Consider the following 12,876-nt stretch of genomic DNA (forward strand, 5'->3'; position numbering starts at 1 on the left):
AGGCGTTAAAACCATTAGCTGAAATGAATGATGGTTGTTCCGGGTTGCTTTTTAGCTTGGTACATAGCCGCATCCGCTTCTTCAATTAGCTGGTTTGCTGCATACACACCATCGCCGAGAAAATGCGCTGTCACACCAATACTTGCTGTGACTTCAATTGACTTACCTTTACAACTAAAAGGGGCTGAAAATTGATCCGCAATTTTATGTGCCAAGCGATTCAGAATCGTCGTGTTAGTTACGCCTGAAATAGTCACTAAAAACTCATCTCCCCCCATTCTTATCACATAATCGGTACTTCTGACGGCAGCTTTAAGTTGCTTTGCAACCCATACCAAAACTTCATCGCCTAGTGCATGACCATGCTGATCGTTGATTTGTTTAAAATCATCTAAGTCGATATAAATAAAGCCCATTCCCTCAGCCACATCACCATTTTCACTAAATACATCATTTAATAATTGCTCTAGATAACGACGGTTCGGTAATTGAGTAAGCGGGTCAAGATTCGCAAGCTCAATCAAAGCCTGCTCTTTATTTTTTCGAGCTGAAATGTCACGCACAATCGCAAGAAGATAGCTTTTCCCTTGATGGTCAATATGACACACACTCACTTCTGTAGGAAAAACCTGACCATCTTTTTGTTTTAAGCACGACTCAAAAATAGTGGTTTCTTGAGCTTTTATACGCTCCACCCTTTCTTGCCATTTAGCCTTGGTATCGTAGTCAGGGTTAATGTCTGGAATGGTTAGTTTTAAAAGCTCCTCCTTTTCATAACCTAAGCACCTAAAAGCAAATTGATTACAATTAAGGATTTGACCAAACTGAGGGTTTGCAACAAAGATGGCATCATTCGATTTATCAACCAAATGGGTCAGCAAAATATCCGCGGCCGCCTCTTTATTGACTGTTGTTAAGTCAATAATTTGCGAAATATAACGCACAACATTACCGTCAGTATCCATCTCGGCAACAATATTCAGCTGACAATAAATAGCATGACCCAACTTATGCATGTAACGCTTTTCGATTTGTAAGGGCTGCTCAGGAAACTGATTAAGCTTGGCACGAATAGCTTTATTTAACTCTCTGTCATCAGCATGAGTTATAACAACATCATCGGCGTACACTTCATCGCCTTCGTAACCTAATAGTTGTTTTAGTGCCGGGTTTGCATATTCGAGTTTACCGCTAGGCGAGGAAACAATGACAGGGATAGGTGTAATTTCTATTAACCGATAAATAGGATTAACAAACATCTGTACGTCATTAAGTTTCATGGGCAACCCGAGTCCAATACATTATTACTACTCAGTAAAATGAAATAATAGACTATAAATTAGCTATCAGCTATCAGCTATCAGCTATCAGCTATCAGCTATCAGCTATCAGCTATCAGCTATCAGCTATCAGCTATCAGCTATCAGCTATCAAAATTATGTAGGGCGTCATTTGGGGTGGCAAGAATTGATTCTAGGTTTTGGGTGCTAGGTGCTAGGCGCAAATAAAAGACATCGTGTTTCTTCTTTGAGTCACTGTTTTTGAAAACAACCCCAGATTCCACTAAGAATATATTTGGATTCAAACTAAGGTAGAATCCTCTTAATTTTTAATCATCAATAAGGTCGTAAGATAATTCTGCTTTCTTAATCTCGAGTTCCAACTCTTTTGTGTATGGCAGCCTTACAATATTTCCCACAAGAATTTCATTCACAGTGGTCTTTGCCTCTGCAATCGTCATTTTCAACTCTCGACGCAATACCTTATTAAAAGATATTTTTCTAAAACCCGTGGACCACTTCGTAATTTCAATAATCATTTTCTTCCAGCTTTATACTTACTGATCTAGGTTATTTACATACACATGGGCTTTTGCTTTTTGCCACTACCTCGCACATGGCGTCAGAAAATGATTTAGCTTATCCCCAATGGTTTTACTTAACTACTTATCACCAATCATATGCATGAAAAATAAATGGGTAACATTATAGTTGTCTAGTTTAGTTACTAGGTGCTAGGTGCTAGGCTTTAGGTGCAAATATAAGATATCGAGTTTCTTCTTTGAGCCATGTTTATTAAGAACAAAGCCCGAGAGTGCGAAGCTCTGAATTAAAAAGATATTATCTATTTGTCGTTTGCTACTTTTTCATCAAACCAAACATGTTCTTGCTCTCCACCCAGCATGAATCGATAACCAGGTGGCAAAGCCATATAAATAGCTACTTCAGGTCTATATTTTACAATATGAGTAAAGTGAACCGTTTTTAAACTCGAAATATCTCCATTATATTCGTCAGTGGTTAACCACCAACCGCTCATATGGTCCGGTGAAGGGTAACGAACTCCTTCTAAAGGCAGCCCCTCATATACACCGTCAGATATTACTACCATTTGCTCCTCGTCAACTGGTGTATATTGTGCACTATAGTGTTCACAACACTTCTGTTGAACTTCTAGCAGATGAGTTATTCCTTTCATCTTAAATTGGATACCACACAATTAATTAATCTATCGAGAATATCATCAAAGTTGAAAACAACAAAAAGCTCCCGCGAGTGTGAAGCTTAGAATTCAAACTATGTCGTCAAATATTTAATAAAGACTCATCAAACCAAACATCAACATAATCTCCTGCGATTAAAAACCTATAGCCCGGAGGTAGCGCAAGAAATTTTTTGATATCAGGACACCACTCACCTAAATGAGCAACATGAAGAGGAACGAAAAAATCAGGTTCTTCAGAAAACTCTTCTCCACCCCAAATGTACCAACCTGTTGTATCTCCTTCAGGAGAGTGTCTTAGTCCATTAATAGGAATAACCCCTTGCTTGACGTTACGAGAAATCCCAACTTTCATATCTTCGGGAGATGATACAAAGTCGGCATTAAATTCATTACAGACCAATCTTTGAATTTTTGTAATTTCAGTCATTAAAAATCATGCACCTTTTTCTGCGCTTTAAACACATGGGGTTAGGTCTTGCTTTTGTCACTACCTCACCCATGCCAGCAAGCGGTTCTTTCCATTGAGCAGCTTAGCCAGTCTTGAAAACAAAATCCAAGCCACCACAGCTAGAAAAAACAAAGCCCCGCGAGTGCGAGGCTTTGGATTTAAATCTCTGATCAACCTAATGAAGCTAAAAGTTCATCATATTTAGATAGTACAGATCTAAAATCATTAGGATTTACAATTTTATCTAGTTTCTCTTTTATCACAGGGATATCCTCTTCTCGGATTCCCTCTGCTAATAAGTTTAAAATAGCGCACCTATCTCGATAATCTCTGGAGTCAGAATAGCAAACTAATAGGTTCCCAATTGAGTATGTTGGATCAAGTTTATATAACGCATAGTGAATACTTAAAACAGTTCCACTCTTAAGCTGCTTATCTTTTAACTTATTAATCAAAAGTTTAATAACTTTTTCATTTTTAGAATTTAGCTCAGCTAGACTAATTACACATGAATCAACGACATAATGGCTTGGGTCATCTAATAATTCGCAAATCTTTTCTAAATTATCAAGTAAATCAAATTCAGCGAGAAATTCTATACAATCAGAGCGAATAAGTTCATCGCTATCTAATAATCCTCTGTTAAAAATATTTTTAATTTCTTCGGTATACTCAAAGCATGCCAATTTAGAAAATGATCTTTGTCTTATTTCACTATCATCAGATAATACACCTTTTTTAAGCTTATCAAATGATTGTGGGGTTTCATCACTAATAACTACTATATCATCCATATAAACGTTCAGCATATTAGTCATATCATTTTACTCCAGAGCTCATAGTGTCAGGTCTTTCTTTTGCCACTACCTCGCCCATGGCATCAGAAAATAATTTAGCTTAACCCAATGGTTTTATTTAACTACTTATCACCTATCATATGCATGAAAAATAAATGGGTAACCTTATAGTTGTCTAGTTTAGGTGCTAGGCGCAAATATAAGATATCGAGTTTCTTCTTTGAGTCACTGTTTATTAAGAACAAAGCCCCACGAGTGCGAGGCTTTTGATTCGACAGCGTTAGCTGTTCATTAATTCTCTTACTTGAATTTGTATTTGTTTTTCGCATTATCCAGCGTTAAGTGAATCAAACTCGGTGCACCTGCGCCATGAGAGCCTGAGTCGTCGTAGACTAGCTCCCAAAGACGCCCATCAGTAGGATCTCGTAGTAACGTTGACCATCCATCATCGGAATATGCAATGACTAACAATACGTTATTCTTTAAATAATCAATTCGCTGTGCCGTTTCATCTGCCACAACCTTACCGTTTAAAAAAACATGCTTACCGATTAATTTGTTTTCATCTTTCCTTAGATTCATGTCTTATCAACCTAAATACTGTTCTTCTGGTACTTTTCAGTTTCGGATTACAAATCCCTCAAGCGCGCTAAAGCACGACCTACAAGCAAGTGCTACCCTAGCACCTAGCTCCTAGAGCCTAGCCACTATGAACTAACCACTAACACCTTTCCCCTAGCAACTCGCAACTCAAATCAACAATACTGCCCTGCTGCAAAGCCGCAGCTCCAGGCGTATTGGAAGTTGTAGCCGCCTAGCCAACCGGTGACGTCGGTGACTTCGCCGATGAAATAGAGGCCCGGTGACTTTTTCGCTTCGAAGGTTTTTGAGCTTAACTCGTCGGTGTCTACACCGCCAAGCGTGACTTCGGCTGTTCTGTAACCCTCTGTGCCGTTTGGCTTAATTTGCCAATTGTGAATGTAGTCATGTAACGCGTCGATTTGCGCATGGCTTAGCTGGTTTACATTACAATCAGGGATCGCTTTAGTATCGTGCAGCATTTCAACAAAACGCTTTGGTAAAATGGTCGCTAGGGTATTTTTCAGTGACTTTTGCCCTTGGCTTTGACGCCACTGCTCAAGCTGCTGTTTTAAATCGAGCTCGGGTAACAAGTTGATGTACACAGTTTGCCCTGCACGCCAAAAAGAGCTGATTTGTAAAATAGCTGGGCCCGAAAGGCCGCGATGAGTAAACAAGATGTTTTCTTTAAACTGGGTGCCATCTTCACTGGTAACCAGACAAGGAATGCTGATCCCCGATAACCCATCAAAGCGATCTTTATCATGCTGGTGTAACGTAAATGGCACTAATGCCGCCATGGTTGGTAGCACTGTTAAACCAAATTGCTCTGCAATTTTATAACCAATTGGTGATGCACCGAGCTTAGGCATGGTTAATCCGCCCGATGCGACAACTAACGACTCACATTGATAGCTGTCTTGCTCAGTAATAACTTCATAGCCCGCATCGGTTTTTGTCACGCTGAGTACTTCGTTACGCAGCGCTATGTTAACACCCGCCCACTCACACTCAGTTAAAAGAATGTCGACGATATCTTGTGCGCTGTTATCACAAAATAACTGGCCCAGCGTTTTATGGTGATAGGCCAAGCCGTGACGGTCCACCAGCTCTATAAAGTCATGCTGGGTATAACGACTTAAACACGATTTTACAAAGTGAGGATTACCACACAAGTAGTTGTCTGGGCTTGCGTTTTCATTGGTGAAGTTACAACGCCCGCCGCCGCTGATTAATATTTTACGGCCCGGCTTTTTGCCCATATCAAGCACAGTAACATTGCGACCACGGTAGCCTGCTTGTGCAGCACACATCAAACCTGCGGCACCGGCGCCAATCACAATTACATCTACTTGGGTCATTACTCATACTCACTAAAAAAATTTAGCTGATTATAACAAGTTATTGTCGCTGCTGTGTTAACACTGAGGTGTTTTTACAAAAAAGATAAAACCAAAAAACGAAATAAAGTAAAAACTCAAAACCGTAAAATTATAACTTTATTATGAGAAATGCGTAGAAAAACACCATTAAAAGACTAGTTTAGACGTCTATACATTTAGTTATAACCAAAATAGAGACAACCATAATAAAACGATATTTTAACTAAATTTACATTTATTTTACCTTTGTCCCCCTTCGCGAAAAATATCGTGGAGATTTACATAACAATCTAGGGATCATTATGACAACTAACAACAACTTGAAGAAGTGCGCAATTGCACTGAGCTTGACTGCGTTGTTTGGGACGACGGCAGCAATGGCTACTCCAAACCAACTAATGTCACCATCTATGCAGGAAACTGCGGCGAAATTACAAGGCCAAGAAGGCTTTGGTACACAATTCATCATCAAGTATAAAAACAACAGTGATGAAATGATGACAATGTCGGCAGCAGAACAAACGCCGACTATGATGAGTAAAAAAGCAAAAGGCTTTGTTAAAAACTTCACCAGCAAAAAAGGTAAAGTAAAAGCACAATACGTTCGTGCAATGGCGATGAATAATCACCACGTAATGCGTGCTAATAAAAAACTTTCTGCTGAAGAAGCACAAGAATTCATGCAAGAGATGGTTGCAACAGGTAACGTTGAATACATCGAAATCGACCAAATGTTAAAGCCATTTGCAACGCCTAACGACCCTCGTTATGACGACCAATGGCACTACTACGAGCAAGCGGGTGGTCTTAACCTTCCTACAGCTTGGGATACAGCAACGGGTAGCGGTGTGGTTGTTGCGGTACTTGATACAGGTTACCGCCCACATATTGATTTAAATGCCAACATTCTTCCTGGCTATGACATGATCTCTAACGTGTCTGTAGCTAACGATGGGGGTGGTCGTGATAGCGATGCTCGCGATCCGGGTGATGCAATCAGCGCTAACGAATGTGGTTACACACATGGTGCGCAAAGCTCAAGCTGGCACGGTACGCACGTTGCGGGTACTGTTGCGGCAGTGACTAACAACGGTGAAGGTGTTGCCGGTGTTGCTTACGATGCGAAAGTAGTTCCTGTACGTGTACTTGGTAAATGTGGTGGTTTAACTTCTGATATCGCTGACGGTATTATCTGGGCTTCAGGTGGTTCGGTTTCTGGCGTACCAGCAAATGCTAACCCTGCAGATGTTATCAACATGAGTTTAGGTGGTAGCGGTTCATGTAGCTCTACAACACAAAGCGCTATCAACCAAGCACGTAACAACGGCACTGTGATCGTAATCGCTGCGGGTAACGATAACGATAACTCTGCAAACTACAACCCAGGTAACTGTAATGGTGTTGTAAACGTTGCATCTGTTGGTCGTAACGGTGGTCGTGCTTATTACTCAAACTACGGTAGCAACATTGACGTTGCAGCACCGGGTGGCGCACAAAGCTTTGCGAATGACTCTGAAGGTGTGTTATCAACACACAACTCAGGCTCTACAAGCCCAAGCAGCGATTCATATCACTACTCGCAAGGTACGTCGATGGCAGCACCACATGTTGCGGGTGTAGCAGCGCTAATCAAGCAAGCTAAACCATCTGCAACGCCAGATGAGATCGAAAGCATCTTAAAATCAACAACTCGTTCTTTCCCTGCAACATGTACAAGCTGTGGTACAGGTATTGTTGATGCAGCAGCCGCTGTGGCAGCAGCATCAGGCACAACACCACCACCAACAGGCAATGTGTTAGAAGATGGCCAAGCACTAACAGGTTTAAGTGGCTCTGCTAGCAGCCAAACTTTCTACACAATGGAAGTGCCAACAGGTGCAACTAACGTAACCTTCACAATGAGTGGCGGTACAGGTGATGCTGACCTTTACGTTCGTGCAGGTAGCGCACCTACAACGTCAACCTATGATTGTCGTCCGTATAAAGGTGGTAACAACGAAGTATGTTCTATCGATAACCCAACAGCAGGTACTTACCATGTAATGCTGAATGGTTACTCTGCATACTCAGGTGTTAGCCTAGTGGGTGATTTAACAACTTCTGGCGGTGGTTCAGGCTCAGGTTCACCACAAGCAGGTGGCGGCACTGTAACTGATATCTCTGCAAGTGCTGGTCAGTGGAAACACTACACGCTAGAAGTACCAGCAGGTATGGCAAGCTTCACTGTTACGACGTCTGGTGGTTCGGGTGATGCTGACTTATTCGTTAAGTTTGGTAGCCAACCAACGTCATCTAGCTATGACTGTCGTCCGTACAAAAACGGTAACGCAGAAACATGTACATTCAGTAATCCACAAGCAGGTACGTGGCACTTAAGCTTAAATGCTTACCGTACTTTCTCTGGTGTAACATTGGATGCACAGTATCAACCTTAATAGTTGATCTCCCCAGTATCCCCCTGGGACTTTTCAGCCGGACTTACGTCCGGCTTTTTTGTACTAATATCAAATAGCGAATTGATATTAAAGCTTTTCAAGAACAGCTTCAGCGCGGCTTACTACAAACTCTTTGTCTTGTTCAACAAACAGCCCTGTTACCGTTTGGTTTTCAACGATCATCGCATAACGCTTTGAACGTACGCCACCAAAACCAGCGGTGTCTTTATCTAAACCAAGTGCTTTAGTAAAGCTTGCATCACCATCAGCTAACATACGAATATGCTCTGCGTTATGAGCTTCACCCCATGCTTTCATTACAAATGCATCGTTCACCGATACACAGTAAATTGCATCAACGCCTTTAGCGGTAATTTTATCGGCTAGCGTAATAAACTCAGGTAAGTGAGCGTTTGAACAGGTTGGCGTAAATGCACCAGGCACCGCAAATAACACTACTTTTTTATCTGCAAATAATGCCTCTGTTGATAGTGTATGCATGCCCTCACTGGTTAATTCGCTAAGGGTTGCTGCAGGTAAATTTTGGCCTTGTTCGATCATTGTAATTCCTTGAAAGAAAATAAGAGTACAGAGTATATACCCAAAAAATTGAATACCGCATGATTTAAGGGCAAACAATGCAAACCATTGCTCGCCCTTGAAGAGTTATAAACCTAAGCTGGTTTTAATGGTGTGCATTTGCTCTTGTAGGCGATGCTGGATATCACTAACCAGTGAGTTTGACTCACTTACCTGCCCTTTCATGCTCTGCATTGATTGGCTAAAGTTTTCGAGTAAGGCATTTTGCTGTTTAGCAAGCTCCATAGCATCAAACGCGACTTTATTAGCATCTTGCGCGTTATCGGCAACGCCTTCTGAATTACGTTTAAGCTCTTGAGCATTTTGTGTTTGTAGCTCGGCATCATTTGCCAGTGCGCTAATTTGCTCCGATACCATGGTGGAGTTTTCACTTAATCGGTTTAGCTGATTGTTAATATCATCAAGCGAACCTTGTGTTTGTCTGGCAAGTTTTCGTACTTCATCGGCGACAACTGCAAAGCCTCGACCATGCTCACCTGCACGTGCCGACTCAATCGCCGCATTCAATGCCAGCAAGTTTGTTTGCTCAGCAATGTTCTTGATTACTTCAATGACTTGGCCAACATCATCAACCCCTTTTAATAGCTCTTTTAAGCTACCTAGACCTTGCTCAACGCGCTCTTCAGTACGAGAGCTTGCGGTTAACATGCTGTCGGCAAAGCCTAGGCTTTGCTCCATCGCACCAAAAGTTTGTTTGGCGTTGTCAGCCACTTGACCATTAATGTTATTGACCTGCTCACCAATGTGCTGAATATCACTTAATAAGCCTTGGTTTTGTTCCACCTGAGAGTGGCTGGCATCCGTTTGCTGAGCAATGGTATGTAAGTGCTCGCTCATCTCTAGCATAAAGTCATTAATAACTTTAAGCATTTGTGCTCGCTCTTCTGCCTCACCTCGCTGGCGCTCAATCAATTGATTAAAGTAATGGGCGATTTCACCGACTTCGGTTTTCGGATTTTTACTCTCGATATTTTTAAGCTCATTACTTTCAATTAAGAAAGCAAAGCCGTCGCGTAACTGACGCAGTGGGTTAAGTACTTGGTTACGCTGAACAAAGTAAACGCCACCCGCTAAAACCACCAGCATGCCAATAGCCACGCAAAACACGATAAATACTTGTTGTTTAAGTTGGCTTTGTTCGTCTTTTAGTTTTTGCTCTGCACCGAGTACCGTTGCTGAAAGCGCACCGATTTGTTCGCGCAGTGCCTGCATACCGGTTTGACGTAGCTCAGCTTGTTCAAGGGTCGATGCTAAATCACGTGGAAAGCGTTTAGGCCAACTACTTAGCTCTGCTTTAATGTCACCCGCTAAATCTTCAGCTTCTTCACCCAGAAACAAGGCGTCTTCATCCACTTCGCTCATTACACCTAGGTTTTCGAGTCTATCGATTTTAGCAGCAAGAGCGTTTAGGTTTTCAACACTTTGATTGAGGCTATTTTTAGTGTCTTGATCAAAGTTGATCACCAACTTGTAAGTATACAAAGCAAGTGATGTCACTTCGCTGTAGTAGTCAGCAGCAAGTCGATAATACTCAAGAGCAAGCGCAGTTTGCGGCTCTGCTTTGCTTGCATAACCAATTAACGATGAAGCAGAGCCTGCCATTTGTCTTAACGAGTTATCGAGCAGTGCCATTTCGTTACCCGATAGCTTACCTAAAGCGCGATACTTACCATTAATGTCTTTATCGAGGGCCGTAAGTTGGCTATTTAGTTGACCCGCTAGATCATTTGGTAGCTCAGCTAAATGCTGCTTTTTAACATCGCTAATCAGCGTTGAGGCTTTATTTAAGTGTTGGCTGTCACCTTGCTCTAAATAATCATCAAGGTAACTTTTTAAATCAATAATGATGGTGTTTTTCAGCTTATTATAAGCGTTATCTTGCTGCTCTAAGCCGAGTAAGGTTTGACTAGCCCAGAACAAGGTGGCTGCCAGTAAGATACTGGCGAGTGTGAGTAAAACGGCCAATAGCCGAGTAAATGATGACACGCGCATAAACGATATTCCCAAGTAACGTTACGCGCGTAGAATATTAACCTTTTATGACAATTTGATGTAAACCGTAAAAAATAACAGGTAAAAGCGATAACAACTAACCCAAAAGGGTTAAATAAATACCAATTCGCTTAATATTGCGGATTAGTATCAGACCATTGCAGCTTTTACGTATACATCAAAGCGGTTCTTTTTGGTTTTGATTTGCATACTCGGGGTTTTGTCATTTAGAAATGGGGCGTAATCAGGGCGCTTCACGACGACTCGCTTACTGGCAAGTGGATAAGCAAATTCTAATAAATCATCAGCATCGCTGTCTGCACCGACGAGTTCTTGGAATACTCGCATTTCCTTTTTAACAAGGGCTGATTTTTCACGATGAGGAAACATAGGATCTAAGTACACAACATCAGGTACTTCGTTACATTGCGCCAGTAGAGTATGACTAGAGCCAAACACTAAACTCATGTTTTCTTTCATCCAAGGGCCGATTTCTGCATCGTTATAGGCGCGTTCTAGGCCATCAAATAATAGCGCAGCAACCACTGGGTGGCGTTCATGCAAAATCACTTTACAGCCAAGTGATGCCAGTACAAAGCCATCGCGGCCAAGTCCTGCGGTGGCATCTAGCACCACAGGCGTGGCACCTTTGTTTAAACCAACCGCTTTTGCGATAGCCTGCCCTTTACCACCACCAAACTTACGTCGATGAGCTGCGGCACCCGTTACAAAATCAACATGGATAGCACCAAGCTTTGGCTCGTCCTTTTTCTTCAAGCTCAGACCTTGATCGTCATAATGAAGCGAAAAACCTGCATTTTGCTCAGCCCACTTGACCAAACCAAAACGCTGTTCAATCGCATCTAAATAAGGACGCATTTCTTTAAAAGGACAATGAATTACCACGCAAAACTCCGAGCTATCTGATTCGCCGCCAGTATAGCATGCCTTAAAATAGCTCGATATCCGTTTGTGAGGTCACATCTTCGGTATCACTCGGCTCTGCCATTTTTTGTAAACTTGCTAAAAGCGAGCTTCGCGATTCGATAATGTGCTTTAACTGATACTTTATAAACGCCAAGTCTTCATTCAGTGAGGTAAACAGTAATTGCGTTTGTTTTAATTGCTGCAGGTGAAACGCAACTTCGTCGCTACTCGCCAAACCGCTTTGTTCAATAGATTTATTTAGCTCATCGAGTTGGGCGGCAAGCTTCTCAACAGCGTGTTCGCGAGAATCGCTGTTCAGATACATTTGATCAGACAAGTCATTAAACGCATTACCAATTTGCTGTGCCTGCGTAAGCGCACGCTCATTGTTTTCCATGTCTTGTACTTTGGCGTTAGTCACCTCAAGAATATGCGGGAATAAATCTTTGTAACGACCATACAGCTGGGCATCATCTAATGGCATATTCTTAACCAGCATCGATACTTTAGGGTAATTAATAATTGTGCGATGGCTAAAATCAACAAAGCGATTCGCATCTCGGTGTTTTTCGAGTAGCTCTTGCTCAAGTGGACACACCCCGCCATCTGCACTACAAAATACGCCAACATCTTGATACCAAAACGCCAGCACGACATCGAGCTCCATCGGGTTAAAAAACTCAAACATATGTTCCGATAACGCTTTGATATCGTGAGCATGATAACTTTGCCCTACGTAGCGCATGATGCGTCCCATATCGCCTGAATCTGTCATCGCGATTTCGGCAGTAATTTGCGCTCGCTCAACATCACTTTTAAGTTTTTTCGAGTGCTGGCGATATTGATACAACACGCGAATACGTGCCATCAGCTCTTCAGCATTAAATGGTTTTACAATGTAATCAGCAGCACCTGCGTTATAGCCTTTTACACGGTCTGGTAGGTCTGACTTACCCGATAAAAACATCACTGGAATATCTTTTGTTTGCGGGTTAGCTTTTAATTCGTTACATACCTCAAAGCCTGTTTTTCCCGGCATTTCGATATCAAGTAAGATGATGTCAGGATTGTACTTTAACGCCTGTCTTAATCCTTCGTCGCCATTTTTAGCATGGATCAGTGTGCAAAAGCCTGATAGCGATTCCTCAATCACATGATGGATATATTTATCATCATCAATGGCTAATACAAGTTTTGACATGCTTAATTCC

Annotated in this window: 12 protein-coding genes; 1 reads left to right on the top strand and 11 read right to left on the bottom strand. The window is 41.8% G+C overall.

The window, feature by feature from the left end:
• Positions 1-14 precede the first annotated feature (14 nt).
• From C2M33_RS16635 to C2M33_RS16665, 7 genes are all read right to left on the bottom strand, one after another.
• A complete protein-coding gene (locus C2M33_RS16635; protein WP_063699850.1) occupies positions 15-1,280 on the bottom strand; it encodes a sensor domain-containing protein in 1,266 nt (421 codons plus the stop codon).
• A 329-nt stretch (positions 1,281-1,609) separates the two neighbouring features.
• Positions 1,610-1,819: a hypothetical protein gene (locus C2M33_RS16640; RefSeq protein WP_105174941.1), complete on the bottom strand. Its 210-nt coding sequence runs from the start codon at positions 1,817-1,819 to the stop codon at positions 1,610-1,612.
• Positions 1,820-2,124: 305 nt separating this feature from the next.
• Positions 2,125-2,478, bottom strand: coding sequence for an immunity protein Imm33 domain-containing protein (locus C2M33_RS16645; RefSeq protein ID WP_105174942.1), 354 nt, complete (start codon positions 2,476-2,478; stop codon positions 2,125-2,127).
• A gap of 106 nt (positions 2,479-2,584) precedes the next feature.
• Complete coding sequence (locus tag C2M33_RS16650) at positions 2,585-2,932, bottom strand: immunity protein Imm33 domain-containing protein (RefSeq protein ID WP_062565971.1); 348 nt, start codon at positions 2,930-2,932, stop codon at positions 2,585-2,587.
• 191 nt (positions 2,933-3,123) lie between these two features.
• The gene (locus C2M33_RS16655; RefSeq protein ID WP_105174943.1) at positions 3,124-3,771 is read right to left on the bottom strand and encodes a HEAT repeat domain-containing protein; all 648 of its coding nucleotides are present in this window, start codon (positions 3,769-3,771) and stop codon (positions 3,124-3,126) included.
• A 279-nt stretch (positions 3,772-4,050) separates the two neighbouring features.
• Entirely contained in the window at positions 4,051-4,332 is a 282-nt protein-coding gene (locus C2M33_RS16660) for an Imm27 family immunity protein (RefSeq protein ID WP_105174944.1), read from the bottom strand.
• Positions 4,333-4,505: 173 nt separating this feature from the next.
• Positions 4,506-5,690, bottom strand: a complete 1,185-nt coding sequence (locus C2M33_RS16665; protein ID WP_054563381.1) for an NAD(P)/FAD-dependent oxidoreductase — start codon at positions 5,688-5,690, stop codon at positions 4,506-4,508.
• A gap of 323 nt (positions 5,691-6,013) precedes the next feature.
• Between C2M33_RS16665 and C2M33_RS16670 the strand changes: the two genes are divergently transcribed.
• Positions 6,014-8,146, top strand: coding sequence for a S8 family peptidase (locus tag C2M33_RS16670; protein ID WP_105174945.1), 2,133 nt, complete (start codon positions 6,014-6,016; stop codon positions 8,144-8,146).
• An 87-nt stretch (positions 8,147-8,233) separates the two neighbouring features.
• Here C2M33_RS16670 and C2M33_RS16675 read toward each other — a convergent pair whose 3' ends face one another.
• The 4 genes from C2M33_RS16675 to C2M33_RS16690 all read right to left on the bottom strand — a co-directional run bounded on the left by C2M33_RS16675 (position 8,234) and on the right by C2M33_RS16690 (position 12,866).
• Positions 8,234-8,707 (bottom strand): peroxiredoxin, encoded by a 474-nt coding sequence (locus C2M33_RS16675; RefSeq protein ID WP_105174946.1) that lies wholly within the window; start codon positions 8,705-8,707, stop codon positions 8,234-8,236.
• A 105-nt stretch (positions 8,708-8,812) separates the two neighbouring features.
• Positions 8,813-10,738 (bottom strand): methyl-accepting chemotaxis protein, encoded by a 1,926-nt coding sequence (locus tag C2M33_RS16680; protein ID WP_105174947.1) that lies wholly within the window; start codon positions 10,736-10,738, stop codon positions 8,813-8,815.
• Positions 10,739-10,888: 150 nt separating this feature from the next.
• Positions 10,889-11,644, bottom strand: a complete 756-nt coding sequence (locus tag C2M33_RS16685) for a class I SAM-dependent methyltransferase (protein WP_063699868.1) — start codon at positions 11,642-11,644, stop codon at positions 10,889-10,891.
• A 43-nt stretch (positions 11,645-11,687) separates the two neighbouring features.
• On the bottom strand, positions 11,688-12,866 hold the full coding sequence (locus C2M33_RS16690; protein ID WP_063699869.1) for a response regulator: 1,179 nt from the start codon (positions 12,864-12,866) through the stop codon (positions 11,688-11,690).
• Positions 12,867-12,876: the final 10 nt, after the last annotated feature.

It is taken from the genome of Pseudoalteromonas sp. T1lg122, from assembly GCF_002964825.1.
In the GTDB taxonomy this organism is placed as follows: domain Bacteria; phylum Pseudomonadota; class Gammaproteobacteria; order Enterobacterales; family Alteromonadaceae; genus Pseudoalteromonas; species Pseudoalteromonas gelatinilytica.

Excerpts from the sequence above, each read along its gene's own strand:
- C2M33_RS16645 (WP_105174942.1), bottom strand. The coding sequence starts at position 2,478 with ATGAAAGGAATAACTCATCTGCTAGAAGTTCAACAGAAGTGTTGTGAA.
- C2M33_RS16690 (WP_063699869.1), bottom strand. The coding sequence starts at position 12,866 with ATGTCAAAACTTGTATTAGCCATTGATGATGATAAATATATCCATCAT.
- C2M33_RS16650 (WP_062565971.1), bottom strand. The coding sequence starts at position 2,932 with ATGACTGAAATTACAAAAATTCAAAGATTGGTCTGTAATGAATTTAAT.
- C2M33_RS16635 (WP_063699850.1), bottom strand. The coding sequence starts at position 1,280 with ATGAAACTTAATGACGTACAGATGTTTGTTAATCCTATTTATCGGTTA.
- C2M33_RS16660 (WP_105174944.1), bottom strand. The coding sequence starts at position 4,332 with ATGAATCTAAGGAAAGATGAAAACAAATTAATCGGTAAGCATGTTTTT.
- C2M33_RS16655 (WP_105174943.1), bottom strand. The coding sequence starts at position 3,771 with ATGACTAATATGCTGAACGTTTATATGGATGATATAGTAGTTATTAGT.
- C2M33_RS16670 (WP_105174945.1), top strand. The coding sequence starts at position 6,014 with ATGACAACTAACAACAACTTGAAGAAGTGCGCAATTGCACTGAGCTTG.
- C2M33_RS16640 (WP_105174941.1), bottom strand. The coding sequence starts at position 1,819 with ATGATTATTGAAATTACGAAGTGGTCCACGGGTTTTAGAAAAATATCT.
- C2M33_RS16675 (WP_105174946.1), bottom strand. The coding sequence starts at position 8,707 with ATGATCGAACAAGGCCAAAATTTACCTGCAGCAACCCTTAGCGAATTA.
- C2M33_RS16665 (WP_054563381.1), bottom strand. The coding sequence starts at position 5,690 with ATGACCCAAGTAGATGTAATTGTGATTGGCGCCGGTGCCGCAGGTTTG.
- C2M33_RS16680 (WP_105174947.1), bottom strand. The coding sequence starts at position 10,738 with ATGCGCGTGTCATCATTTACTCGGCTATTGGCCGTTTTACTCACACTC.